We start from the raw sequence: 25,650 nt of genomic DNA, 5'->3' as shown, positions 1-25,650 counted from the left end.
GGTGCTTTTGTATAGATTTGCGCGCGTGGTGGCTGGGCGTGTAATTTTTTTTTTCATAAATTTTGTCTATGTTGCCAGCATTGGTTGCCCGGGCCGGCCCCTCGGGTATTTATAGTTTTTGTTTATCGCGGTGGGCCGCGGAGGTGCACGCAGAGGTTCGCAGAGTGCGAAAATTTAGGAATTACAAATTTCCCCGCAGGGCCTGCTCGCGCTCAATGCTTTCGAACAGCGCCTTGAAGTTGCCTTTGCCAAAGCTCTTGGCGCCCTTGCGCTGGATGATTTCGTAGAATACCGTGGGCCGGTCCTCCACGGGCTTGGTGAAAATCTGGAGCAGGTAGCCTTCTTCGTCGCGGTCCACCAGCAGGTTCAGGTCCTGGAGCGACTGCAGGTCTTCGTCAATCTGGCCGATGCGCTGGAGCAGGTCCTCGTAGTAGGTGCCGGGCACGGAGAGAAACTCCACGCCGCGGCGGCGCAGCTCGGCCACGGTGGCGCGGATGTCGTTGGTGGCAATGGCGATGTGCTGCACGCCGGGCGAGTGGTAGTAGTCGAGGTACTCCTCAATCTGCGACTTTTTCTTGCCTTCGGCGGGCTCGTTGATGGGGAATTTCACGTAGCCGTTGCCGTTGCTCACCACCTTGCTCATCAGGGCCGAATACTCTGTGCTGATGTCGTCGTCGTCGAAGGTGAGCAGGAGCTTGAAGCCCATCACGTCCTCGTAAAACTTCACCCACTGGTTCATTTCGCCCCAGCCCACATTGCCCACGCAGTGGTCGACGTGCAGCAGGCCCACGGGCGCGCCCGGCGGCACGGCGCTGGTTTTGGCCACGTAGCCGGGCAGAAACGGACCCGCGTAATTGGTCCGCTCCACGAAGGTGTGCACGCTCTCGCCATAGGTGTAGATGCCGGCCAGCGTGACGGTGCCGAACTCGTCCTCCAGCGTATACGGCTCGAAGGCCACGCGGGCGCCGCGCCTGGTGGTTTCCTCGAAGGCCTGGCGGGCGTCGTCCACCCAGAGGGCCATTACCTTTACGCCGTCGCCGTGCTGGCGCACGTGCTCGCTGATTTCGGAGTCGGGCAGGAGGGAAGTGGTGAGCACGAGGCGGATTTTGCCCTGCTGGAGCACGTAGCTGGCGCGGTCGCGCAGGCCGGTTTCGGGGCCGGCGTAGGCCACCAGCTCGTAGCCGAACGCGGCTTGGTAGTAGTAGGCCGACTGCTTGGCGTTGCCGACGTAGAATTCGACGTGGTCGGTGCCTTTCAGGGGCAGGAAATCCTGGGCGGGCTGGGCCAGCACTTCGGGCGAGGTCATGGTGTGCATGGACGGGAGGGGAAAAGCAGGGGGAGGTTGCCGGGTAAAATTACGGGTTCCGGCAGATTTCGGCCGACGCGCCGAAATCAAATCGAAGCCGGCGGCGGGCGTTTGATAATTCGTGCCCATTTTTGTGCCCCATCCTCCGCCCTTAGCGCCCCCATGAATACCGAAGAACTCAACCTAGCCCTGGTGGCCCTCATCGAAAAGAAAGCCGAGCTGCACACCCTCAAGTACGACGACGCCCGCTACGACGACGTGGAAGAGGCCCTGCACGACCTGGAGGACGACTTCAACGACGAGTACGGCGACTTCCTCGAAACAGCCCTCGACAAGGTGCACACCGACCTCAAGTCGGACACCGACGTGCTGCTGCCCACCGCCTACCTGCCCAGCACGCCCGGCTCCACGCCCTCGCCCAAAGAAGGCGTCTGGGTTGATTCGGAGAAGTACCCCGGCAAAGAAGCCCGCATCACGCTCATCCCCAACCCCGTGCGCATCATGCTCACCGTGGGCAAGCAGGTGCAGCAGGAACTGTGGAAAGCGTAGACGCTGCGCTTAATGAGGAATGAAGAATGAGGAATTGCATCAGCACCTTCACCTGCATTTACATCAATTCTTCATTCCTCATTCCTCATTAAACGAAGTGTTATATCGCATTGCTGAAGCCGTCGACTGGCACCGGGCCCAGCAAACCGGCTTTTTTGCCAGCGCCGACTTAGCGGCCGAAGGATTTATCCATTCCTCTGAACAACACCAGATTTTAGAAACGGCCCGCCGGTACTATGCCGGGCGGGCCGCTTTGGTGTTGCTAGAATGGGACGAAGCAGCCCTGGCCGCGGCCGGCGTGCGCGTGGCGCGCGAATGGGTGGCCTCTCGAAACGAGGCGTTCGCGCACGTCTTTGGGCCGGTGCCGTTGGCGGCGGTACGGCGCACGTGGCCTTTTGGAGCCGATGCCGCGGGGGCGTTTCACCTGCCGCCCGAACTGGCTGAAGAATAGGGATAGGGAAATTGCTGAATAAATTGCGAAACGATGCAACCCCGATGCGGCGGCCGGCATCTTCCGCAGGAAATCCTTCTCTCACCACGCTGGCCGGTATTATGCTGCCTTTTTACTTCCGCCCGCTGCGCCTGCTGGCCCTGCTGGGGCTGGCCACGGCCTGCGCCCCCACCTACCAGCTGGGCCTGAGGCCGGCCCAACCCACCGGGCTGTTTGCCGAAGGCCGCGAGCAGGCCCAGGCCGTGGCCGACAGCGTGGAAGTGCGCCTGAGCTTCGTGTGCTACGAGCCCACGCGGGTGGTGTTCGAAGCCGAATACCGCAACCCCACGCGCCGCGCGCTGGTCGTGGACCCCGCCGCGTTTCAGTACCAGGCCAGCCGCTTGCCCACCCCGGCCCTTGCGCCCGGTCAAAAAGCCAAGCGCCCCAAACCGCTGCCCGGTGCCGAAGTAACGGCCGCGGTGGCTGCCGCGAGCATGGCATTGCCGCTGCCCCCGCTGCCGCCCCGCGAAGTGGCGGCCTTCGACCCCGAGCCCGAAATAATCGCCCTGCGTGAACGCGCCGAGCGGGCAGCCCGTAAAGCCGCCCGCATCGACTGGTTTGGGGTGGCCCTGACCGTGGCCAGCGTGGCGACGGACGTGGCCAGCATCGGCAAGAACGAAACCCGCGCCCAGTACGAAGGCCGGGCCGCCATCCGCGACGCGGCCGTGACCTACAGCGTCGTGTCGGCCGCCACCAAAATCGAGCACGCCGTGGCCGCCGAGGTGATGCAGCAACGCGCCGCCATGCTGCAGGATTACGCCCTGCGCAAGGTTACCCTGGCGCCCGGCGACCAGGTGCGCGGCTACCTCTACTTCCCCCGCTACGACGCCGCCGACGGCTTGGTGGTGAAGGCGCCGGTGGGCAGCACGGCGGCATCGCTGGAGTTTGCGCAGACCCGGCGACGGCGGTAGCTCAAGCAAGGGGCCTCTTCACGACCAGAACGGGGGCGATGCTTACCCAAGCTCCGCCAACTCTAGCCACCGCTCTTCCTTTTCGCCCAACTCTTTCTCAATGGCTTGCAACCGGGCGCCCCAGGCGGCGAAATCCTGCGGGCTGCCGCTGCCGCCGTTCAGCCGGGCGGTGATTTCCTGCTTCTCCACTTCGAGGGTAGCCATGGCTTTTTCAAGCTGCTCGTGCTCCTTTTTCTCGGCGAAAGAGGCGCGGCGCTTCTGCGGCGCCGGGGCTACGGCGGTGCTCACGGCCACGGGCGCGGCCAGCTTGGCGGCGGCGCGGGCGGCCTTGGCGGCCTTTTCTTCGGCTTCGAGGGTGGCTTCGGTTTCACGCTCTTCCAGGTACTCGCGGTAGTCGGTGTAGTTACCGGGGAAGTTGAGGACGGCCCCGCCGGGCTCGAGCACGAAGAGGTGTTCGGCGAGGTGGTCGAGGAAGTACCGGTCGTGGCTCACGATGAGCAGGCAGCCGGTGAAGTGCAGCAAGAAATCCTCCAGAATGTTGAGCGTGGCCAGGTCCAGGTCGTTGGTTGGCTCGTCCAGAATCAGGAAGTTGGGGTTTTTGATGAGCACGCGCAGCAGCTGCAGGCGGCGCTTCTCGCCGCCACTCAGCTTGCTCACCAGGGTGTACTGCTGGGCCGGCGGGAAGAGGAACAGGTTGAGAAACTGGCTGGCGGTGAGCACGTCGCCGTTGGCCAGCTCCACCACTTCGGCCACTTCCTTCACGATGTCGATGACGCGCTGCTGCGGGTCGAATTCCAACTCGGTCTGGGTGTAGTAGCCGAACACGGTGTTCGTGCCCACGTCGATGGTGCCGGAATCGGGCGGCAGCTTGCCCGTGAGCATGTTCATGAGCGTGGACTTGCCCACGCCGTTGGGCCCCACCAAGCCAATCCGGTCCTTCTTTTTGAACACGTAGTTGAAATCGTCGAGCACGGTAAGCGCGCCGAACTTTTTGGTCAGGTGGTGGGCTTCGATGATTTTGCCGCCCTGCCGGGTGGTTTTCACGCTCAGCTCAATCTGCTGCTTGTTGAGGTTGGTGCTGGCCTTTTCCTTGGTCACGTAGAAGGCGTCGATGCGGGCTTTTTGCTTGGTGCCGCGGGCCTGGGGCATGCGCCGCATCCATTCCAGCTCCTTGCGAAAGAGGTTGCGGGCCTTCTCCACTTCGGTGGCTTCGCGCATCTCGCGGTCGGCTTTTTTCTCCACGAAATAGGCGTAGTTGCCCTGGTAGCGGTACATGGTGCCCTTGTCGAGCTCCACTATTTCGTTGGCCACTTTGTCGAGAAAGTACCGGTCGTGGGTCACCATCAGCAGGGTGAGGGTGGGGGAGGAGAGGCGGTTTTCGAGCCACTCGATGGTGCTCAAGTCCAGGTGGTTGGTGGGCTCGTCGAGTAGCAGCACGTCGGGCTCTTCGATGAGGACGCGGGCCAGGGCCACGCGCTTGCGCTGCCCGCCCGAGAGCTGGCTCACGTTGCGGGTCAGCAGCTCGCCGAGGATGCCCAGGCGGCCCAGAATCTGCTGCACCTGCGCCTCGTAGTCCCAGGCGTTGAGGGCGTCCATGCGTTCGAGCACGCGCTGGAGGTCGTCGGGCTTGTGGTCGGCGTCGTTGATAACGTGCTCGTACTCCTGGATGGCCCGGAGCGTGTCGTTCTGGCTGGCAAAGATGGTTTCCTCCACGCTCAGGCTCTCGTCGAACACCGGCTGCTGGCCCAGGTAGGTGACGCGGATGCCCTTGCGGGTGCTCACCAGGCCGGTGTCGGGAATTTCGAGGCCGGCCAGCACGCGCAGCAGGGTGGTTTTGCCGGTGCCGTTGATGCCCACAAAGGCCACGCGCTGGCCCAGTTGCAAGCCGAAGTTCAGGTCTTTAAACAGCCAGCGGTCGGCGTAATTCTTCGAGATATTCTCGGCGGATAACAAATTCATAGGCCGCAAAGGTACGGCCGGGGCGGGCGGGGTTGGAAGTTGTAGTTCTAGACCAGTACGTTTTTAGTTAGCGGAATATGCTAGACTTTTGGGGTCGCTGGGCAACACGTTTTCGCCGCTATCTTATGAAATATTTCCACGACCTTTTATAATGTATGTCTGAAATTCTCGGTTTCTTCGGTTACGGTTTGCTTGGCATTGCCTTGTTCGGGGTTGCTTTGTATTTACAGTCCAAGAAGCAAAAGAAATAATTCCCCCTCCAAGAGGCCCCCGACACTCCCCGTCGCGGCGGTGGCGAAGGCCAAACGCACATCCAAACGGTCTGATTGCATATGCAAATGGACGGGCTACTGGGCCGGCTGCGGCAGGACATACACGTCTTTGTCGTAGACCAGATAGCCCGTTCGCAGGTAGAAGCCGCGATGCCGCATGACCACCCCCAGGGGGCTAGAATAAGGAAGGGGCAACGACAGCCAGAGCACAGTGCCATTCAGGCGGCGCTCGTCGAGCAGGGTGTTGTTATCGAGCCAGGCGCGAAACCGCTCCTGTACCCGCCCGTTGCGGCGGTAGCGGGTAACGTGCTTCCACCTTATGCGGGGCTGCACGGGCTGGGGCTGGCCCGGGGCGGGCACTCCCGCCGCCAGCGTGGGGTCGACCTCACCGACTACGACCACCCGCTTTCGGCTGCGGCCGCGGGCATTGGTGCTGAAGCGACGGGTGGTTTGCTCGACGCGCTGCCGCAGCTGTTGGGCCTCGCGCAACAGGGTGTCGCGCGCGGCCGTGGCACGGGCCGGGTCGGTAATGAATTGGGCCTGAGCCGAAGCCGCGAAGAGTAGCAGGGCCAATAGCCCGGCAATGTGGTAGCGCATGGAGACAAACGTGGAAGAGCAGAGGTGCAGAAATGCCTCAAAGCTACGTTTTGCGGCTCTGTTGGTCACCAATAAAGTCAGTAGGCCGAGTTGAAAATGATTATATGACATAGGAGATGAAGCGGTCGGCCTTGCCGGGAGTGCTTGCATGCGGCCACCTGCCATCAGTCGGCCCCTGAACCGTCCGGACGCTACCCGGCAAATTCCGGCCGCTGCCCGCCCCGCGCTAGCTGCTCAAGCTCCTGCAGGGCGCGCTGGAGCCGCGTTTCGGGTCGCTTGGCGCTGTCGATGCGGTAGGCGATGCCGCGCTGCCGGCCGGGGGTGAGCCGCGCAAACCCGGCCTGGGCTTCGGGCCAGGCTTCGAGGCCCTCGGCCAGCTCGTCGGGCAGGTCGACCTGGTCGGGGTTGGGGTCGGCCGTGAGGGTGATGGCCAACTCGTCGCCCACCCGAAACCCGTGCCGGCGGCAGATCAGCTTACCCAGCAGCAGGTACCGGCTGCCGTCGGCTTTGGGCAGCAGACCCCGGCGCAAGGCGTGCCCGTTGATGGTGGCCAGGACCCGCAAGTTGGGTTTTGCCCCCAGGCCCTCCACTACCTGGGGCGGCACCGGCACGAGCTGGATTTGCATGTCGCCGACCCCGCTGGTCAGCAATTCGGCCCGAAAGTGAAAGGCAGGAGCGTCCATGCTTCAAAGTAAACAAGGCTCACCCAAAAGTAGAAATACCGGCTGGTCGGGGCACTTAGCCCGGCTCCCACTCCGCCACCAATTGAGCGCATTCACTGTGGCGAGGACAAGTCAGGAGGTGGTCGTTGACGAGGCCGGCGGTTTGGAGCAGGCTATAGCCGCCGAAGGGGCCGAGCAGGCCGAACCCGCGGCTTTTCAGCTCCCGGGCCAGGGCGTCGCCGGCGGGGGCAGTGGCGGGCACTTCGGCCGCCGTGGCCCAGCGGTTGACAACGGGCCGGCCGCCCACAAAGCCGTAGAAAAACCGCAGCAGGCCCGCGTCGCCGCCCTCCTCGGTGCGCAGGCGCAGCCAGGCCTGGGCGTTCTGACGGGTGGTTTCGGCCTTGCGGCGGTTGCGGATGACGCGGGGGTTCAGCAGGAACTCGGCCACGTCGTCCTCGCTGAAACGGGCCAGGCGGGCGGGCTCAAAGTTGCAGAGGGCGTCGCGGAAAGCCTCGCGGCGCTTCAGCACCCAGTGCAGCGGCAGCCCGGCCTGGAAGGTGTGCAGCACCACGTACTCGAACAGGATGATGGGGTCCGACACCGGCTCGCCCCACTCGTGGGCGTGGTAGGCGCGGGTAAACTCGTCGTGGCTGAACTGGGGGCAGGCGCTCATGCCGCAAAGCAAGCCAAGCCGCCGGGAATTTCGCCGAAACACAAGCGCCGGCCCGCCGCCTCCCCCGCTGCGAACGGCGGCACCTGGCACGGGCGGCGCAATGGCCCGGTGCGGAGAATAACCCCTACATTCACCGCACAATCTGCGGAGAATAGCCATGTACATCTACCAGTGTCCCGACTGGCCCAACTTTACCTGGCAGCGCGAGCAGCTGGAGCCGTTGCTGGGGGCCGTGCGGCAGCAGCAGGGCCGGGTGCTGGGGCATATGGAGGCCTTGGGATTTCCGGTGCAGGCAGAGGCCACGTTCCAGACGCTGACGCTGGACGTGCTGAAATCCAGTGAAATCGAAGGGGAAATGCTGCCGCCCGACCAAGTCCGTTCCTCGCTGGCGCGGCGGCTGGGGCTCGATGTGGGCGGGCTAGTACCGGCCGAGCGGCGGGTGGAGGGCGTGGTGGAAATGCTGCTGAATGCCACGCAGGAGTTCGGCCAGGCGCTGACGGTCGAGCGGCTGTTTGGTTGGCAGGCAGCGTTGTTCCCCACCGCGATGCGCAGCGGCGTGCAGCGCATCGCGGTGGGGGCGTGGCGCACCGGACGCAAAGGACCGATGCAGGTAGTTTCGGGCGCGGTGGGGCGAGAACGGGTGCACTTTGAAGCCCCCGACGCGGGCGTGGTCCCTGCGGAGATGCAGCGCTTCCTGGTTTGGTTCAACGGGCCGATGGTGCTCGATGCCGTGATCAAAGCGGCGGTGGCGCACTTGTGGTTCGTCACCATTCACCCGTTCGAGGACGGCAACGGGCGGCTGGCCCGCGCCATCACCGACTTGCAGTTGGCGCGGGCCGACGGCACGGCGCAGCGCTTCTACAGCCTGTCGGCGCAAATCCGCGAGGAGCGGCCGGCTTATTACGCCGAGCTGGAGGCTGCCCAAAAAGGGGGCCTCAATATCACCGCGTGGCTGGAATGGTTCCTGGCCTGCCTGAGCCGGGCGCTGGCTGCCACGGAGCACACGCTGGCGAAAGTGCGGACCAAGGCCCGGTTCTGGGAGCAGCACGCCCCGAAGCAGTTCAACGCCCGGCCGCAGCGGCTGCTCAACCTGTTGCTCGACGGCTTCGAGGGCAAGCTGACTTCCTCCAAGTGGGCCACGATTGCCAAGTGCTCGCAGGACACGGCCACGCGCGACATTCAGGCGCTGGTGGAGCAGCAGATTCTGGTGAAGGAGGCCGCCGGCGGGCGGAGCACGGCTTATCGGCTGGTTTCGTGACGTACCACCGCCTTACCCCTAAGTCCCCAGCACCGCCAGCGGCGAGCGGCGAGCGGCGCAGCCCGGCGCGGCTGTTGAGCCGGCCGGCGCGGAGACGAGCGACTCGCGGGGAGCAGCGGGTCCAGGGCGGGGTGCCGCCGGTTGCAACCAAATGGCCCGAATGTGATTCTCCCGTCCGGTGCCCCTTTGCCGGGGGTGGCCAACCACTTTGGGACGGCAGATAAAATCACGGGCGGTGAGTCCAGGCAGGTATGAAAAATTGGTTGTTTGGCGTGTTGATGTGGGGTGGCGCGGTGCTGCCCGGCTACGGGCAAGGCCGGGATACCGCCTTTGCGGTCCACAAGTTATTCGTGCAGCGGCGGCGCGGCGCCGATGGTTTGCTGACCTCGGGCGCCACGATGGCGTCTTCAACCACCGTGGAGGGCGCCGTGAGCGGGATGGTGGCCGGGGCGGTCCCCGCCGCCGTCGGCCTCGGCAAGGCAGTGCGCTACAGTGCCCAGCGGGAGGCCGACATTCTCAGCAGCTTCGCCAACGGCTGGCCCATCCCGGCCGACGTGCGCCGGAAACTGCGGCGCAAGCACTTCCACCGCACCGCCAAAGACCTGGGACCGACGCGGTGAGTGCTGCTACTCACCCCTCGGCCCGCAGCACTTCCAGCGGCGAGCGGCGCAGCACGTCACGGCTGTTGAGCAGGCCGATGCCGGCGGTGAGGGCGGTGACCAGTGCGGCCAGGCCCAGCAGCGGCCCCAGCGCCGGGCCGAAGCCGGACTCGAACACCCACACCGCCAGGGCCCAGGCCGCCAGCAGCGCCAGCCCGATGCCGGCCAGCGCCGCCAGCAGGCCCAGCAGGCCGTACTCGACCAGGGTGATGCGCAGAATCTGCTGGCGGTTGGCGCCCAGGGTGCGCAGGAGCACGCTTTCGCGCACCCGCTGGTAGCGGCTCACCACCACCGAGCTGCTGAGCACGAGCAAGCCGGTGAGGATGCTGAAGCCGGCCATGAAGCGGATGACGAAGGAGATTTTGCCGATGATGTCGTCCAGCGTTTGCAGGATTAGGCCCAAGTCAATGGCCGACACGTTGGGGAACTGCGCCACCAGCTGCTGCTGCACCGCCGCCAGCTGGGCCGTGCTGCCCGTGCGGGTGAGCAGCACCTGAAACTGCGGCGCCCGCTCCAGCACGCCGGCCGGGAACACCACCAGGAAGCTGGGCTGCACCCGGGCCCGGTCAATCTCGCGGGTGCCGCCCACGATGGCCCGCAGCGGGGCGCCCTGCACGTTGAAGTCCAGCGTGTCGCCCAGCTTGAGCTTGACGCGGGTGAGGTAGCCGGCCTCGACCGACACGCGCGGCGTGCCGTCGGGCCCGCGGACGGGCCCCGTGCCCGTGGCCAGCTTTTCCGACGAGTTCAGCGAGTCGCGGTAGGTCACGCGGTACTCACGGGTGAGGGCCCAGGCGGGGATGCCGTTGGCGGTGTCTTTCTTGATGAGGGACACCGAGCGGCGGTTGATGGCCGTCAGGCGCATAGTCACGATGGGCACTTGCTGGAGCACGGGCAGCCGCTGGGCCCGCAGCAGGCGCTCGACCCCGGCCCGCTGCTCGGGCTGGATGTCGAACAGCACCAGGTTGGGCTGCCGGCCCTGGGCGGCAATCTGCACGCGGCCCAGCAGCAGAGCCTGCACGAGGAAGAGCGTGGCCAGCAGGAAGGTGCCCAGCCCGATGGAGGTGACCAGCGTGAGCGTCTGGTTCTGGGGGCGGTAGAGGTTGGCCAGGCCCTGGCGCCACACGTAGCCCCAGCCGGCGGGGAAGAAGCGCCGCACCCCGGCCATGAGCAGGCGCCCCAGGCCGGCCAGCGCCGCGAAGGCCGTCAGCAGCCCCGCCCCGAAGCCCAGCGTAAGCTTCCAGTCGCGGGTCTGGCCGTAGGCGAAGGCGAGGATGAATAGCCCGATGATGCCGATGACCAGCAGCCGCCACGGGTCGGGCGCGGCCGTGTCGTCCTCAAAGGCCACCCGCAGCACCCGCAGCGGCGACACCCGCCGGATGCTCAGCAGCGGCAGCAGGGCGAAGAGCACCGCCATCAGCAGCCCCGTGGCCAGGCCGGTGAGCACGGCCGGCCACGACACGCTCACCACAATGTCCACCGGCAGGAAGTCGCCCAGCACCCGCGGCAACAGCCCTTGCACGGCCGCGCCCAGGGCCGCCCCCAGCACCGCGCCCGCCAGTCCCAGCCCGGCGGTCTGAATCAAATAAATCAACAGTGCCTGCCGGCCGCTGGCGCCCAGGCAGCGCAGCACGGCCACGGCGGCCAGCTTCTCGCGCACGTACAAATTCACGGCGCTGGCCACGCCCACGCAGCCGAGCAGCAGCGCCACGAAGGCCACCAAACTCAGGAAACGGGTGAGGTCGGCGAAGGCGCGGCCGGTGCTTTGCTGGCGGCTGGCCACGGTGTCGGTGTCGATGTCGGCCCGGTCAAGGCGGGCTTGCAGGGGCTTGAGCACGGCCGCCACGTCGGTGCCCGGCGCGAAGCGAAACGCCCGCCGGTACTGCACCCGGCTGCCGCGCTGCACCAGCCCGGTTTGGCCCACCAGCGCCACCGGAATGAACACCGTGGGCGCCACCGCGCTGCCAATGCCCGACTGCCCGGGCGTCTTCAGCACCCGCCCGATGATGGGCAGCACCAGCCGCCCCACCTGCACGGAGTCGCCCACTTGGGCCCCAAACTGCACCAGCAGCGCGTCCTCCACGAGCGCGCCCGGCGTCCCTTGTGCCGCCGCGAACCGTTGGGCCGCCGCCCGGGGCTCCGTCTCCCAGTCGCCGTAGAAGAAGCCGCCGTCGCGGGCCCGGATTTGGGCCAGCCGCACGCCCTTGTTCGGCCGGAACTGCACCAGCGAGGCGAAGGCCAGCTCCCGGGTCTGGGCCACCCCGAGCCGGCCGAGCACGGGCTCCAGGCGGGGCGCCAGGGGCTGGTTGGCCGAGAGCACCAGGTCGGCGCCCAGCAGCTCGCGCGCCTGCCCGGCAATGCTGGCGGCCAGGTTGTCGCCAAACGAGTTGATGCCCACCAGCGCCGCGATGCCCAGCACGATGCTGGCCATGAACAGCAGCAGCCGCGCCCGGCTGCGGCGGCTGTCGCGCCAAGCCATGGTCAGAAGCCAGGAAGTGTTATTCATGCTTTGGGTGAGGGGGTGATGGGGGGAAGGGGGAGGGGCGAACAAACTCCCCTCCTTACCAAGGAGGGGATGTTCGAGCCAACGGCTCGAACGGGGGTGGTTGCGGGCGTTGAACGATGCCCAAACGCCCCGCCCGCGCACCGGGAGGCCTCGTGCAACGAGTCAACCACCCCAGCCAATCCTGCGGTTTGGCGTCCCCTCCTCGGCTGAGGAGGGGAGTGTGGCCGCGGCGCTAAACGAGGAACCTCGTTGAACGGCTGAAATGGTATAATAGCAAGGTTCTTATTCGTGCCGTCGTCTGGGGCAAGACGTGCCGTTGTCCGGGGCCGGACGACGGCACGTCCGAGGGCAGACGACGGCATGTCCGAGGTGAAACATGCCGTCGTCCGGCCAACCGGCCCCCAGTGGCTGGAAACGAAGAATTCGCGAAAAGGAAGCTGAAAACGGGTTTAGCATTATTCCGATACGACGGCCGGCGGGGCCAGGACGGCCGCCGTCGGCTCGTCGGCTACCACTTTGCCGCCGCGCAGGCGCAGCACGCGCTGGGTGCGGGCGGCCAGCTCCAAGTCGTGGGTCACGAGCACGAGCGTGGTGCCAGCCTCGCGGTTCAGCTCGAAGAGCAGGTTCACCACCCGCTCGCTGGTGTCGGGGTCGAGGTTGCCGGTGGGCTCGTCGGCGAAGAGCACGGCCGGGCGGTTGGCAAAGGCGCGGGCCAGGCTCACGCGCTGCTGCTCGCCGCCCGAGAGCTGGGCCGGGTAGTGGCGGGCGCGGTCGGCCAGGCCCACGCGGTCGAGCAGGGCGCGGGCGGTGGCCTCGGCGCCGCGCTGCCCGCGCAGCTCCAGGGGCACCAGCACGTTTTCGAGGGCCGTGAGGGTGGGCAGCAGCTGGAAGTTCTGGAAGATAAAGCCCACGTGCTGGTTGCGCACGGCCGCCCGCTGGTCCTCGTTCAGCTCGTCGAGCCGAATATTGTTGAGCCAGACGCTGCCGGAGGTGGCGCGGTCGAGCCCGGCGCAGAGGCCCAGCAGGGTGGTCTTGCCCGAGCCCGAGGGGCCCACGATGGCAAAGGTGTCGCCGGCGGCCAGCTCAAAGCTCACGGCGTGCAGCACGGTGAGGGCCTGGCCGGCGCTGGGGTAAGTCTTGGTGAGGTTGTCGACGCGGAGAATGCTCATGCGGGGGAAGGTGTGGGAGGGAATGGGGGGAAGAGGGTAAGGGGAAGAGGGTAAGCAGAACGTCATGCAGAGCGGAGCGAAGCATCTCGCGTGGGGGAGTAATTCAATCGTTAGCTGCGCTGACCTTCGGTTCAACGAGGCGAGCGAGATGCTTCGCTCCGCTCTGCATGACGTTCTCATGGCGTTCTGTTGGTGCGACGTAACGCGCTATCAACGTCTCAAACACCGCTCACTTCACAACCGCGCGGCCCGCCGTTCGTTAGCCAAGACGCGGAAACCTTCGCCATGTTTTCTGCCTTTACGGCTTCGTGCCCAAAACGCTGCCCATGAACCTCCTTTGTCTTTCGCGCGCCGGCCTACTGGCCCTGGCCCTGAGCGCCTGCAACTCCAACCCGCCCGCCGGCGCCCCCACCGCCGCGCCGGCCGCCGCTGGTCCTGCCGCCACTGCCGCGCCGGCCGCCGCCACCAAGCGCCTACTGTTCTTTGGCAACAGCCTCACGGCCGGCCTGGGCGTGGAGCCGGAGGAAGCCTTTCCCGGGCTGGTGGCCCAGAAAATCGACTCGCTCAAGCTGGGCTACGAAGTCATCAACGCCGGCCTGAGCGGCGAAACCACGGCCGGGGGCCGCAGCCGGGTGGGCTGGGTGCTGCGCCAGCCGGTGGCCGTGTTCGTGCTGGAGCTGGGCGCCAACGACGGCCTGCGCGGCCTGCCCCTCGCCGACACCCGCCGCAACCTGCAGGCCATCATCGACACGGTACGGCGGCGCAGCCCGGGCGCCCAAATCGTGCTGGCCGGGATGCAGATTCCGCCCAACCTGGGCCAGGCCTACGCCGCCGACTTCCGGCGCCTCTATCAGCAGATGGCCACGAAAAATAACTTAGTGTTAATCCCCTTCCTGCTCGAAGGCGTGGGCGGCAACCGGCAGCTCAACCAGCCCGACGGCATTCACCCCACGCCGGCCGGGCACCGCGTGGTGGCCCGCACGGTGTGGGCTGTGCTGCGGCCCCTGCTGGCCCCGAAGCCCTAGATAACCCGTACGCCGTCCACGTCCACTTCGTCGCGCAGCAGCTCCAGGTTGCGGTAGGCGAGGGGCCGGCCGGCGTCGGTGCTGAGCTCGGGCAGGGCGGCGTGGGCGGCGTCCAGGGTGAGCTGGGTGAGCTTGCGCTCGCCGAGGTAGATGGCCACGGGGCGGCCCCGCCGGGCGTCGTGGGCGGCCAAGGCATGGTCAATTTCGGCCAGGATAATGCTCATAAAAAGTAGAAGAGCTGGAAAGGGGGCGGAAATAACGGGTATTTTCAGTGAATAATGAGCGATGAGCGATGAGCAGAAGGAACGTCATGTCGAGCTTGCCGAGACATCTCGCGTGCGGCAGTAACTCAATCGCACAACGACGCGCGCGAGATGTCTCGGCAAGCTCGACATGACGTTCCTTTTGCGCACTGCTCATCGCTCATTATTCACTGCTCATTGCTCATTGAAAATACCCAGGCCCGCGCCGCCCCGGGCTACCTTTGCCGCATGACAACCGCTGCTTCTGCGCCCGCTGGTTCGGCCGCGGCCCTGGCCGCCCGGCCCATTGGGATGTTCGACTCCGGCATTGGCGGGCTCACCGTGGCGCGGGCCGTGGCGCGGCGCCTGCCCCACGAACGCATCGTGTACTTCGGCGACACCGCCCACCTGCCCTATGGCGACAAGAGCGCCGCCGCCATCCAGGCCTACTCCGTCAAGATTTGCGACCTGCTGCTGCGCCAGCACTGCAAGCTCATTATGATAGCCTGCAACTCGGCCTCGGCCGCCGCCTACGAGCTGGTGCGCGAGTACGTGGGCTCCAAGGCCCGGGTGCTGAATGTCATCGACCCCATCGTGGCCCACCTGGGCCTGGCCTACCCCGACCGCCGGGTGGGCCTCATCGGCACCAAGCAAACGGTGAACTCCAACGTGTACAAAAAGAAGGTCGACGCCCTCGATGCCGGCGTGGACTTGCAGTCGCTGGCCACCCCGCTGCTGGTGCCCATGATTGAGGAGGGCTTCTTCCAGAACTCCATCAGCGACGACATCATCGGGACGTATCTGGGCCACGCCGCCCTGGCCGACATCGACGCGCTGGTGCTGGCCTGCACCCACTACCCGCTCATCAAGGAGCAGATTGCCCGCTACTACGACGGCCGGGTCGACGTGCTGGACGCCTCCGACGTGGTGGCGGCCGACGCCGAAACCTACCTCGCGGCCCACGGCCTGCTGGCTCCCGCCCCGGTCCAGCCGCCGGCCCACCACTTCTACGTGTCCGATTTCACCCGCTCGTTTGAGGAAAGCACGCGGCTTTTTTTCGGGCAGGAAGTGCACCTGGAGCACTACCCGCTCTGGGAATAGCGGCAGAACAGCGGGCCGGTCGCCTTGCCGCTCCGGCGCCGCTTGGGCAGCGGGGCCGCCCGGCGTAGCGTCACTTTTCCATAACATGCCGCCAGGGTGTATTCGGCATGGGACGGCCGTAGCTTTACGCCCTCATCACTGTCCACTTTTCAATTTTACTCATGCTTAAACACATTACTCTTCGTTGGCGGCGGGCCCTGTTGGGGCTACTAGCCTTTACGCTTCCGCTGGCCGGGTTTGCACAAAACCTTACCCAAGCCGATTTCACCGGCGTGCTGGTGCCGCAATACATCAGCAGTGGTACCGCCACGCGGGTGCCGGTGGTGTACCGCGCCACGGTCAGCAACCTCACCCCGAATACCTTATACCGGTACTTCAACCAAGTCGGCGTCAGCGCCGACCTGGGCTCGACGAACCCCGGGGCGGGTAATCCCCTCCTGATTACGCCGGGGGCCACGCCGGCCGCTACTGCCTACCTCTACACCAGCTCGGCTAGCCTGAGCTCGGCAAACAACTACGGTACTTTCACGACCAACGCCAGCGGCTCCTACACGGGGTGGTTTGCTTTTCTGAACACCGGTAACACCCGCTTCACGGCCGGCAATACGGTGTTCCCAACCATTGTAGTGGCCCCCGACGCCACGCCGGCGACGGTGGAAAAGCGCCTGGCGCTGAACCAGACCATGACCGTGCTGGCCTTCGGCACGGGTGCCACTGCTACCGATGCCAGCGGCTTTAAGGGCAGCTCATCGGCTACGCCCAAAAACTTGGTGGCCGTGTACGATAACGTGGACGGCACCGGCCGGCCCCTGGCCCTGGCCGTGGTGGAAGCCATTGCCGCCACCGGCGCCACGGTAGCAAGCTTGCCCGCTTACTACACCGCTGCCGCCGGCGATTGGAACACCCTCATTCCGAACGTGCTGCCCACCGGCGTGCGCCGCATTGAGCAGTTCTCCGTGGTGGATGCTGCCCCGGTTGGCTGCGCTTCCGACGCCGACGGCGTGTGGCCCAGCTCGGCCAACACCGTGAACCCCGCGGCGGGGGTGACGGCCGTGGCCCTGACCGCCACCGACGCTCCGCTGAACACCAGCGCCTGCACCGGCGCCCCCACCGCGAGCATCACCGCCACGCCGGCCACCCTGACGGCTTTCTCGACGGCCGTTGGCACGGCTTCGGCCAGCCAGCTCATCACGGTGGGCGGCACCACCCTCACGGCTGACCTGGTGGTTACGGCCCCGGCCGGTTACGAAGTATCACTGGCGGCGGCCAGCGGCTACGCGGCAACCGTGAACGTGGCCCAAGCTGCCGGTACCGCTGCCAATACCCCGGTATACGTTCGCCTCATTGGCACCACCGTCGGCTCCTACGCTGGCAACGTAACCGTGGCCAGTACCGGCGCTACCACCGCCAACGTGGCCGTGACCGGCACCGTGACCAGCGCTGCCACGCCGGCGCCTACCATTGCCAGCTTCACCCCCACCACGGGCCCCGTGGGCGCCACGGTCACGGTGACCGGCACCGAGCTGACCGGCGCCACGGCCGTTACCCTGAACGGTGCGGCCATCACCGGTTTCACCGTGGTTGACGCCGCCACCATCACCTTCGCGGTGCCCACCGGTGCCACCAGCGGCCCCATCTCCGTGACCACGCCCGGCGGCACGGCCACCAGCACCGGCACCTTTACGGTGACCGTCCCCGCCGTGGCCCCCGTCATTTCGGCCCTGGCGCCGAACGCCCAGGTGGTCGGCGGGCCCGACGCCACGCTCACCATCACCGGTACGGGCTTCACGCCCACCTCGACGGTGAACTTCAACAGCGTGAGCTACACCCAGACCAGCAGCACCGCCACCACGCTGGTGGTCACCATCCCGGCTGCTGCTTTGGCCACGGCCGGGAACTTCCCGGTTTCGGTAACCAACGCGGCGGGTACGTCGAATGCTTTCACCTTCACCGTGAGCAACCCCAGCACTGCCGGGGCGTTCGAAGACTTTGAAACCGGCACGAAAGCGGCTTACGCCGCCGGCCCGGTCACGCTCACCAGCGGCGTCTGGACCTTCACCGAAGCCCTCATCGGCACTACTTTTTCGGACCGCTTCAACGGCCTGAAATCGGCCCGCATTCGCGGTGGGGGGTCCGTGGCCATGACGTTTGATAAGCCAACCGGGGCCGGCACCGTGACCGTGAACGCGGCCCTCTACGGCGTTGACACCGGCGCTTCCTTCATCCTGGAAGTGTCCGGCAACGGCGGCACCAGCTACACCACGGTGGCTGGCGCCCCGGCTACGCTCACCGCCACGCTCACGCCCTACACGTTCACCGTCAATCAGGCCGGCAACGTGCGCTTCCGCATCAGCAGCACCAACGCTACGGCCATGGTGAATCCGCGCATCAGCATCGACGATATTTCCATCACCGACTTCACGGCCCCGACCAACCCGGTGCCCGCCATCACGGCCATCACGCCGAACACGGCCGTGGCCGGCCCCGCCATCTCGGTGACCCTCACCGGCACGGGCTTCACGGCGGCTTCGGTGGTGAACGTGGACGGCGTGGCCATCCCCAGTACGTTCGTCTCGGCTACGCAGCTCACGGGCACGGTGCCGGTGCTGGCGCCGGCTGGCATCTACAGCGTCACGGTGGTGAACCCCACGCCCGGCGGCGGCACTTCCAACGCCGTGACCCTTACCCTGACGGCGGCGCCCGTGGCGCCCACCATTAGCAGCTTCACGCCCACCACAGGCGGACCGGGCACGACGGTGACCATCACGGGCACGGGCTTCACGGGCGCTACCGCGGTCAGCATTGGCACCTTCGCGGTAACCAGCTTCACGGTGGTATCGGCTACCAGCATCACGTTGGTGGTTCCCTCGGGCACGGGCAGCGTGAGCGGCCTCATTTCGGTGGTTACGCCCAGCGGTACGGCCACCAGCGCCACTCCGTTCGCGCTGGTGTCGGCCACGCTGGCCAGCCAGGCATTGCCCGGCCTGGCGGTGTTCCCGAACCCGGCCACGGACCGCCTCACGGTGGTGCTGCCCACGGCGGGCGCGGCCACGGTGGCCCTGCGCGACCTGACCGGCCGCGTGGTGCTGGCTCCGGCTCCCCTCGCCGCCGACCAGCAACTGCGCCTCCCGGCCGGCCTGGCTACCGGCATGTACCTGCTCGAAGTGCGCCAGGGCGCGGTTACTGCCGTCCGTCGCATCGAAAAGAACTAACCGACCGAATGGGTCCTGCTGGCGCTTGGCTGGCAGGGCCCGCGGTAATGCGAAAAGGGCCTCTGCTACTGCGGAGGCCCTTTTTTATGTGGGATGGAGCTGCGCATTACGAGCGGAAGAACCGGGAAAAGCTGCTCTGACAAAGCACCAACAAACCCCCTGAAGAGCCGGGGAAGCACCGGGTTACAGTAGTACGTCCAGCGTCAGCGTGGGGAAGGCCACGAGCCGGCGGCTGGTCACGACCATGTCCCCGGCTTGGTACTCGGCCCGAAAACCGTTGACCAGAAAGATATTGAGGCCGGTTCGGAACCGGTCGCTGAACCGCAGGTTGGCGCCGAAGCCGCCGCCCACGTTCCAGTCGGTCACGTTGCCGCTCCGGCCCGCCAGCGCCCAGTGGTACACCGTCCGCACGGCGCCCACGCCCACCACCGGTTCTACCAGCTGGCTACGAGTGGGAAAGGAATAGGTGAGGAGGCCGATGCCGGCCCGGCCGTATTCAGCCGGCCGCTCGTAGCCGAATTGCCTGACCCCGGCCAGTTTCACGCCCCAGCTTTTGGCAAAGCGGTAGTCGGCCTGCAAGCCAACGGCATTGTAGGTGCCCAGCACCCCGATGGATGCTCTGCGCGCCGGCCAGGGCATGGGCTGAACGTTGGCGTCCTGCCCGAGCGCCGGCAAAGCTGCCATTCCGAAAAGCATGAGTAGATTGATTTTCATGGGTTTGAGTCAGCCGGTAAGTTGTGATGGTGGGTCAAAGCTATTCACAGAAAGTGAAAATCCAGGCGTTTTGATTTTCACTTTCTTATCATCCCAATTATTCAATTTCCAGTCTCCGCTGAAGCCAGTAAATGAACGGTCCGACAGCGGATGCACAATCTGATGTGAGCTGCTGAGATGCAGTAGAGACGCAATATTTTGCGTCTTGTCATTGAACGACCCCCAGCACGCCGTTCACCCGTCATCGGGCCACGACGAGACACAAGACATTGCGTCTCTACCTTCGTACGAATTGCAGAAACCAGCTGTATCTAGCTTGCGAGACGTGTTTCTTACAGCTTCTCTTCCAGCCATAGAAACCCTGCCGCCAGCAGAAACGCCCCAAAAAACCAGGCTGCCGGCCAAGGCTCCTGTACCGTATCCCGGGCTGGGGCACCAGCGGCTACTGCCGCTTGCCGCTGCGCCGCGGCTTGCTGGCGCGCTTGCCGCTCGGGCCCGCGCCACGCCGCCGCCGGATAAGCGTAGAAGTTATGCGTGGTTTTGTCGGGGCCGCGCACCTGGTACCAGCCCGCCGCTGCGGGCCAGAACTGGGCAGTGCTCCACTCGGGCAGTCGGGTATCTTGGCGCAGGGCCAGCCGAACGGCCGGGCCGCCCGCGGCCAGAACCACCGTAGGCCTGGCCGCGGGCAACGCCGCCGCGGCCAGGTGCAGCGTGAGGGGCTGCCGGGCGCGGGGCCAGCGGGTGCCCGTCCGCCAGGTAGCCGCCGCCGGGGCCGGGGGCGCGGCGGCCGTGAGCAGCCGGTTCCAAAACGAAGCGTACACCGGCGCCCGGCCCTGTAAACCCCACCTGAACGTTTCGGGCACTACCGACACCACCACAAAGCCCAGCCCCACGCGCCGACTGGCCGCCACCAGCGCCTGGCCGGGCCCCGATACCAGGGCCCGCAGCGCCGGGGCCGGGCGCAGCTGGGCGGGCACGGCGGCCCGGGCTTCGGGCGGGGCATCGGGCCAGGCCAGGGGCTGGGGCCCGGCTTGCGCGGCCGCGCGGGGCAGCACCGCAAAATCGGCGCGGCCCGGCACGGTCCTGGGTAGGGGCGCGGCCTCGGCCAGCACCACCAGGCCGAGCCGGCCGGCGCGCTGGGCCGTTTGCAGGGCCTGGGCTTCGGCCCCGGGCAAAGCCCCCAAGCTGGCGGCATCGGCTACCACGATGGAGTAGCGGGCCAGTAGGGTGGGGGTGAGGCGGTTCAGGGGCCCGGCCGGTTGATTCACGAAATCCGTCTGCACCAGGCCCCGGCTTACGGTGGTGCGGAGGGCCACGGGGTAGTGGGCTTCGGCCAGGTAATTCTTCAGGAACTTGAACTCGAACGCGGGTGTGGCCGTGAGCAGGAGCACGGCCGGCCGCGTGGGCAGAGTGACTTCGACTGGCACGGGCTCGGTGACCAGCGGCTGGCCCGCCCGGCGAAGCACTAGCTCGTAGAGCGCCCGGCCCGCGGTTTTGGGCTGGTACCGCAGCCGGAGCGCCCCGCCGCCCGCGGGCAGCCGCACCGAGTCGCGCACGGTGCCGGCGGCGCGCAGGCCCACCCAGGCCGGGGCGCCGCCGTCGGGCAGCTCCACCGTTCCTTCCACTTGCAGGGCCTCGCCCAACGCCAGCGTGGGCCGCCACAGCGCCGTGCGAAACCCGGCTGGGGGCGGCCCGGCGTGCCACTGCATTGGCAGGGCCCCCAGCGCGGGCAGCTCGGCCGCGGCCAGACCCTCGCCCAGTACGTGCAGGCGGCGCAGGGCCGGGCGCTGCTCGGCCAGGGTGAGCAGGCTGGGTAGCGGGCGGCTTCGGGCGGGGGCCGCCGGGCCGTCGTAGTGCCATACCGGTGTGCCCGGGCCCAGGCGGCGCAGCAGCCGGCGGAGGGTGTCGGGTGCGTAGCCGTCGGTGAGCAGGATGGCTTCGGCCCGGGCGGCGGGCAGGCGGCGCAGCGGCGGGAAGGCCGTGAGCCACAGCGCCCCGGCCGCCACTGCCCCGGCCGCTATCCGCCCCCACCGGTACCGGCGGCGCGGCCGCTGCCAGGCCAGCGCCCCCGTCCCCAGGCCGAGCAGCACGCAAAAGGCCAGCAGGCCGTAGTAAACACCGGGGTTGGGCGGGGCAATAAACAAAACGCTAACGGCTTAACTCCTGAAAATACCGGCGGGCCAGCCGGTCGGGCGCGGGCGGCGCGGCTGGCGCCGGCGCGGGGACCGCCAGCAGGTCGGTGAGGGCGCGCGCCACGGGGGCGGTGCATTCGGCGCAGGCGGTGCGGCCGGCGCGCACGTCGGCCACCAGCTGGCGCAGGGCGCGCAGGGCCGGCAGGTACACCCCCGGCCGCTGCAGGGCCGCGCCCGCCAGAGCCGGGCCGGCTTGTTCGAGCAGGCGCACGTCGGCCGGGTTGGTTTGCGGGCGGCTCTCGTGCGTCGCCAGCCAGCGCAGGGCAGCCCGCACGGTGGGCTGATCGGCGGGCGCGGGCAGGGTTTGCTGGCGCCGGGGTACGGCGGCCCCGGCCAGCTCGCCGGTGAGGCGCAGGGTGGCTTCGGGCAGGGGAGGCGGGGTGAAGCCGGCTTTTTTGACGTAGGCGCGGGTTTGCTGCTGCACTTGCTTAAGCAGGCGCAGGGCGCGGTACTCGTAGGGCAGGGCCGCGGCCAACTGGTTGGTGCGCAGGCGCAGCTCGGCGGCCCACATCTGGTCGAGCACGGCGCGCAGCTTGGCCTTCACGGCGGGCTCCAGGAAGTCGGCGGTTTCGGCGTCGTCGTGCAGGTGCATGTATGGCTCCATCAGCGCGTCGGTTTCGGCGGTGGGCGAGGCTTTGGCGCCCGGGAGAGTGGTTCCGGCGTGGTCGTGGCCGTCGTGCTCGTCGTGCCCGGGGGCCTCGGCGGTGGGGGCGGGGTGGTCGCCTTCCTCCTCGTGCTCGTCCTCGGCGATGGGCGAGTGCGGGGCCGCCGCGCCAATGGCCTGCTCCGACTCCTCGCCCATAAACTTGCCGTAGCGCAGGCGTAGCGCCTGCTGGTCGAACCCCAGGGCGTTGGCGCGCTCCACCACGGCGACGTCGGCCAGCCGGGGCTTTTCGGCGATGAGCTTTTCGGTGTCGATGATGATTTGGCGCTGGCTGCGGAAGTAGGCCGGCGCCACCTTCACGCCCATGCCCAGGTCGCTGGGGCTGTCGGCCAGCGCGGTGTCCTGCCACTGCACGAGGTAGGCCTCGGTGCGGGCGGCGTGCCCGGCGTTGTCGCGGGCCGAGATGTAGAAGTACAGCTCGTCGCCGTAAGTCAGGCCCAGCCGGGGCAGGTTGAGCTGGCTGGCGAGGGTAGCTTGCGGCGGGTTGCTGCCCAGGCCCGCGCTCAAGTCGCGCCGCACCTCGCGGAACTTCACAGCCTCGCCCTGGCCCTGCGCCACGGTGATGACCAGCTCAGCCCGACTCAGGCCGTAATCGTCGCGCACGCTGGCCCGCACCGGCAGGTCCGGCCGGGTGCCGAAGGCCACGAGGGTGTAGGGCTTGGGCGTTTGGATGCGCACCACCGGCGCCTGGTCGGGCCGCACGTCGATGGCGTAGTCGTCCGACACCGTGCCGGCCAGGCGCAGCCGGTAGAGCGCCGAGGCGGCCAGGGTTCGCTCGGCGAAAAACACGCCCGCCTGCCCGGCCACCGGCTGCAGGCGCACCCGCTGCCGGCCCAGCTCCAGCTCCGGGCGTTGGCCACTGGTCCCGTTCACCCGCACCTGCCACCGCACCCGCGACCCCTGCGGGCACTGGAACGAGGCCTGCGCGGGCGCGAAGGCAGACTGGCGGGTGTAGGCCGGGGGCGTCACCCGCAGCAGGGTTTGCGCGATGCGCGCTGGTACCGGGCCCGGTTTAGCAGGCCGCGCGGTGGTAAAACGCACCGCCACGCCCGCCGGCCGGGCCCGCTGCCGGGCCGCGGGCCCGTACCACACCGCCGCGCCGGCCGCCAACAAGAGCCCCGTGGCCAGCCCCGACCACCGGAAGGAAACAGGCAGCGACAGCGCCTTGGCGGCGCGCAGGTCCCGCAGACGTTGCACCACCCGTTGCTGCTGCAGCTGCTCCAGCATGTTCAGCTCCTCCGGGTGCCGCAGCAGCAGGCCGGTGCTGTCCTCCAACGCCCCAAACTGCCGGTCGAGACGGGGCGCGACGGTGGCGGGCCCCACGTGCCGCAAGGGCCACAGCAGAAAGCCAACCACCCCCACGCCCAGCCCGGCCAGCACCACTAGCCCGGGTTGCGCTGTGGACCAGTGCCGCGCCAGTAGTACCAGCAGCAGCCCGCCCGCGATGGCGGGCAGCAGCACGGCCGCCGCCCGCCGCGCCGCATAGCGGCGCCCGGCCGCCCGCAGCAGCTTTTGGGCCGGAATCAAATCCGGCGTTGGCAAAGAAATGACCGGTTGGCTCATGGGGTAGCGGATGAAACTTGGGCCTCGCGCCGCCGGGCCAGCAGGCGTTCAAGGGCAAAGAGCAGCCCCGCCACCAGCACCAGCCACGGCCGCAAGTTCGTGAAGTAAAAGACTGATGGCACCGCATTGGTTGCCACGGGTGGTGGTACGGTGGCCGGCGGCCCGGGGACGGCTGGGCGCGCACTTGCGGAAATTTGCGCGGGGTCGAGGGCGCGCCGGTCCTGGGCCGCCAGGGCTTGGTCCAGCGCCGTCGCGGCGGGGGCATCCGCGTCCGTTAGCTCGGGCTGAAGCAGCGCTAGCAGCCGGGCCGGCAGGACGGGGCTGTCGCCCAGCTCGCTCCAGGGGGGGGTGAGGCGGGTGTGCAGCCGGTAGACTGCCCCTTGGCCTGCGTCGCGCCGCGAGAGCACCGCCCGGCCCCGGCCATCGGCCCAGAGCGGCCGGCCAACCGCCTGGCGGGGTTGGGGTGAGTTCCGCCGCCGCACTGCCACCGGCGTCTCGTTCGCGGCCGCGGGTTCGAGCTGGGCGTTGTCCGCCACGCCCGGCCCGGTGGCTTCCTGCCACACGCGGGTGCCCCGGCGGACAGCCGCATTCCACGCCGCGGGCAGGGGGGCGTCGGCTAGCCAGAACAGCCAATCGGGGGCCGTGGCCGGGTTGGGCGGCGCGGCGGCAGTGCTCAGCGCCAGCGGCACGGGCAGGCCCGTGGCGGCGGCGCGCAACCCGGCCCGCAGGTAGCGGGCGTCGGCAGCGTACGGAGCGGTGGCGTAGATGACCACGCGCAGCGGCCGGCTGCGAACCGGTACGGGCGGCTGGGCTTCGCGGGCCGCCAGCTTGGAGCCAATGTACTGTAGCCGGCCGCCGGCCGCGCCGGTTTCAAACCGCAACGGGGGCAGGCCGCCCGCCGGCACCACTGCGCCCGGCAGGGGCCGCGCCACCGACACCAGCTGAAAAGCCGTTTGGGTTTCGTTGCTGCGGCCCAGCAGCAGGCGCAGGCTGTCGGCTCCCAAAGCCGCGGCTTGCAGCCAGGTGGTGGTCGAAGGCGTCGGCAGCGTTTGCCAGGTGATGGTGGCCGCCAGCGGCGGGTGCGGCCCCTGCAAGTCGCGCAGGCTGGCCGGCGAGACGACGTAGAGCGGCTGGCCTGGAAAGGTGCCGGCCGCCTGCGCCACCCGCGCCCACTGAAAATTACCAGCCGGCTGCTGCCCGGCCGCCAGCAGCCGGGCGCTGTCGCGCCGCCCCAGCGAATCGGCCCGCCACGCCGCCCCGGTTACCCGCGGAAAGCCCAGTGCCAGCCACCGCAGCCCGTAGCCCCGCCGCCGCAGCGAGTCGATGGTGGGCCGCAGGGCGCCCAGGGCGGGGTTGCCGAGGGTTTCCGGGCTCAGCAAGACCTGGCCCCGGCCCCCGGGCTGGCTTTGCCGCCACACCGGGCCGGCCAGCGCCACGGCCAGCACCGCGAGCAGGGCGGCCCGCAGCAGCAGGAGCCATAGTTGCTCCGGCTTCAGGTTGCGCAGGCGGCGGTTGGCGCCGGCCGCCAGCCAACGCACGCTGCCCACCGCCACTTCGCGGCCCGGGCGGCGGTTCCAAAGGTGAATGGCCACCGGCACCAGCAGGCCCAACAAGGCCAGGAGCGCGGCGGGAGTGAGGAGCGAGAACAAATGGTCGGAATAAAGTAAGCACACAGACGCAGGATGCGTGCCTTGGGTGGCTCGGAGTAATGAATTAGTGGCCGAGCCGCAATGTTTTGCGCCTCGTCGTTGCGAGTGTTGGTATTGATTGTGGCGTGGCCTGGTGGTGCTATTTCAACGGCGAAACGCAAATGTTGCGCCTCTGCAACTTAGCCTTGTTCCTGACTGAAGGAACGTCATGCTGAGCTGGTGGTAGTCGAACCCCTGGCTCATCGGAAAAGAGGCGTGTTGGGTTAGAGTGTGGGGGGGT

General features: G+C 67.6%; 20 protein-coding genes. 8 read left to right on the top strand and 12 right to left on the bottom strand.

Annotated features, from left to right (window positions below; genetic code table 11):
- Nucleotides 1-181: 181 nt before the first annotated feature.
- Nucleotides 182-1,315: a 4-hydroxyphenylpyruvate dioxygenase gene (gene hppD / locus RMO51_RS01755; RefSeq protein ID WP_310391457.1), complete on the bottom strand. Its 1,134-nt coding sequence runs from the start codon at nt 1,313-1,315 to the stop codon at nt 182-184.
- A gap of 153 nt (nt 1,316-1,468) precedes the next feature.
- On the opposite strand from hppD, the gene RMO51_RS01750 reads away from it, so the two are divergent.
- From RMO51_RS01750 to RMO51_RS01740, 3 genes are all read left to right on the top strand, one after another.
- Nucleotides 1,469-1,855, top strand: a complete 387-nt coding sequence (locus RMO51_RS01750) for a hypothetical protein (RefSeq protein WP_310391455.1) — start codon at nt 1,469-1,471, stop codon at nt 1,853-1,855.
- Between the two features lie 97 nt (nt 1,856-1,952).
- A complete protein-coding gene (locus RMO51_RS01745) occupies nt 1,953-2,306 on the top strand; it encodes a DUF952 domain-containing protein (protein ID WP_310391453.1) in 354 nt (117 codons plus the stop codon).
- A gap of 101 nt (nt 2,307-2,407) precedes the next feature.
- Nucleotides 2,408-3,256, top strand: coding sequence for a hypothetical protein (locus tag RMO51_RS01740; protein ID WP_310391451.1), 849 nt, complete (start codon nt 2,408-2,410; stop codon nt 3,254-3,256).
- Nucleotides 3,257-3,298: 42 nt separating this feature from the next.
- On the opposite strand, the gene RMO51_RS01735 is transcribed toward RMO51_RS01740, so the two are convergent.
- The 4 genes from RMO51_RS01735 to RMO51_RS01720 form a co-directional block, all read right to left on the bottom strand.
- Nucleotides 3,299-5,215 carry an ABC-F family ATP-binding cassette domain-containing protein gene (locus RMO51_RS01735; protein ID WP_310391447.1) on the bottom strand — a complete coding sequence of 639 codons (1,917 nt, stop codon included), beginning with the start codon at nt 5,213-5,215 and terminating at the stop codon, nt 3,299-3,301.
- A 347-nt stretch (nt 5,216-5,562) separates the two neighbouring features.
- A complete protein-coding gene (locus RMO51_RS01730; RefSeq protein ID WP_310391446.1) occupies nt 5,563-6,084 on the bottom strand; it encodes a hypothetical protein in 522 nt (173 codons plus the stop codon).
- Between the two features lie 191 nt (nt 6,085-6,275).
- Nucleotides 6,276-6,767: a YdeI/OmpD-associated family protein gene (locus RMO51_RS01725; RefSeq protein ID WP_310391445.1), complete on the bottom strand. Its 492-nt coding sequence runs from the start codon at nt 6,765-6,767 to the stop codon at nt 6,276-6,278.
- 55 nt (nt 6,768-6,822) lie between these two features.
- On the bottom strand, nt 6,823-7,419 hold the full coding sequence (locus RMO51_RS01720; RefSeq protein ID WP_310391444.1) for a DNA-3-methyladenine glycosylase I: 597 nt from the start codon (nt 7,417-7,419) through the stop codon (nt 6,823-6,825).
- A gap of 157 nt (nt 7,420-7,576) precedes the next feature.
- Between RMO51_RS01720 and RMO51_RS01715 the strand changes: the two genes are divergently transcribed.
- Complete coding sequence (locus RMO51_RS01715) at nt 7,577-8,677, top strand: Fic family protein (RefSeq protein WP_310391443.1); 1,101 nt, start codon at nt 7,577-7,579, stop codon at nt 8,675-8,677.
- Nucleotides 8,678-8,928: 251 nt separating this feature from the next.
- On the top strand, nt 8,929-9,297 hold the full coding sequence (locus tag RMO51_RS01710) for a hypothetical protein (RefSeq protein WP_310391442.1): 369 nt from the start codon (nt 8,929-8,931) through the stop codon (nt 9,295-9,297).
- 10 nt (nt 9,298-9,307) lie between these two features.
- On the opposite strand, the gene RMO51_RS01705 is transcribed toward RMO51_RS01710, so the two are convergent.
- Together RMO51_RS01705 and RMO51_RS01700 are read right to left on the bottom strand one after the other, a co-directional pair.
- Nucleotides 9,308-11,839 carry an FtsX-like permease family protein gene (locus RMO51_RS01705; protein ID WP_310391441.1) on the bottom strand — a complete coding sequence of 844 codons (2,532 nt, stop codon included), beginning with the start codon at nt 11,837-11,839 and terminating at the stop codon, nt 9,308-9,310.
- A 455-nt stretch (nt 11,840-12,294) separates the two neighbouring features.
- On the bottom strand, nt 12,295-13,008 hold the full coding sequence (locus RMO51_RS01700) for an ABC transporter ATP-binding protein (RefSeq protein ID WP_310391439.1): 714 nt from the start codon (nt 13,006-13,008) through the stop codon (nt 12,295-12,297).
- Nucleotides 13,009-13,334: 326 nt separating this feature from the next.
- Here RMO51_RS01700 and RMO51_RS01695 point away from each other — a divergent pair, with 326 nt between their 5' ends.
- Complete coding sequence (locus RMO51_RS01695) at nt 13,335-14,033, top strand: arylesterase (RefSeq protein WP_310391437.1); 699 nt, start codon at nt 13,335-13,337, stop codon at nt 14,031-14,033.
- Here RMO51_RS01695 and RMO51_RS01690 read toward each other — a convergent pair.
- Nucleotides 14,030-14,257, bottom strand: coding sequence for a hypothetical protein (locus tag RMO51_RS01690; protein ID WP_310391436.1), 228 nt, complete (start codon nt 14,255-14,257; stop codon nt 14,030-14,032). The two genes, RMO51_RS01695 and RMO51_RS01690, sit on opposite strands and share 4 nt — an antisense overlap.
- Before the next feature lie 330 nt (nt 14,258-14,587).
- Between RMO51_RS01690 and murI the strand changes: the two genes are divergently transcribed.
- Together murI and RMO51_RS01680 are read left to right on the top strand one after the other, a co-directional pair.
- The gene (gene murI / locus RMO51_RS01685; RefSeq protein ID WP_310391459.1) at nt 14,588-15,376 is read left to right on the top strand and encodes a glutamate racemase; all 789 of its coding nucleotides are present in this window, start codon (nt 14,588-14,590) and stop codon (nt 15,374-15,376) included.
- 161 nt (nt 15,377-15,537) lie between these two features.
- The gene (locus RMO51_RS01680; protein ID WP_310391434.1) at nt 15,538-18,588 is read left to right on the top strand and encodes an IPT/TIG domain-containing protein; all 3,051 of its coding nucleotides are present in this window, start codon (nt 15,538-15,540) and stop codon (nt 18,586-18,588) included.
- Between the two features lie 183 nt (nt 18,589-18,771).
- Here the strand turns inward: RMO51_RS01680 and RMO51_RS01675 are convergent, their stop codons facing one another.
- The 4 genes from RMO51_RS01675 to RMO51_RS01660 form a co-directional block, all read right to left on the bottom strand.
- Complete coding sequence (locus RMO51_RS01675; protein WP_310391432.1) at nt 18,772-19,272, bottom strand: hypothetical protein; 501 nt, start codon at nt 19,270-19,272, stop codon at nt 18,772-18,774.
- 362 nt (nt 19,273-19,634) lie between these two features.
- Nucleotides 19,635-21,446: a hypothetical protein gene (locus RMO51_RS01670; RefSeq protein WP_310391431.1), complete on the bottom strand. Its 1,812-nt coding sequence runs from the start codon at nt 21,444-21,446 to the stop codon at nt 19,635-19,637.
- Between the two features lie 4 nt (nt 21,447-21,450).
- Complete coding sequence (locus tag RMO51_RS01665; protein WP_310391430.1) at nt 21,451-23,721, bottom strand: hypothetical protein; 2,271 nt, start codon at nt 23,719-23,721, stop codon at nt 21,451-21,453.
- On the bottom strand, nt 23,718-25,370 hold the full coding sequence (locus RMO51_RS01660; protein ID WP_310391429.1) for a BatA domain-containing protein: 1,653 nt from the start codon (nt 25,368-25,370) through the stop codon (nt 23,718-23,720). The genes RMO51_RS01665 and RMO51_RS01660 overlap by 4 nt, the downstream gene beginning before the upstream one ends.
- Nucleotides 25,371-25,650: the final 280 nt, after the last annotated feature.

Source organism: Hymenobacter sp. (assembly GCF_031398885.1).
GTDB lineage: Bacteria > Bacteroidota > Bacteroidia > Cytophagales > Hymenobacteraceae > Hymenobacter.
This window is presented reverse-complemented; position numbering and strand designations above follow the sequence as displayed.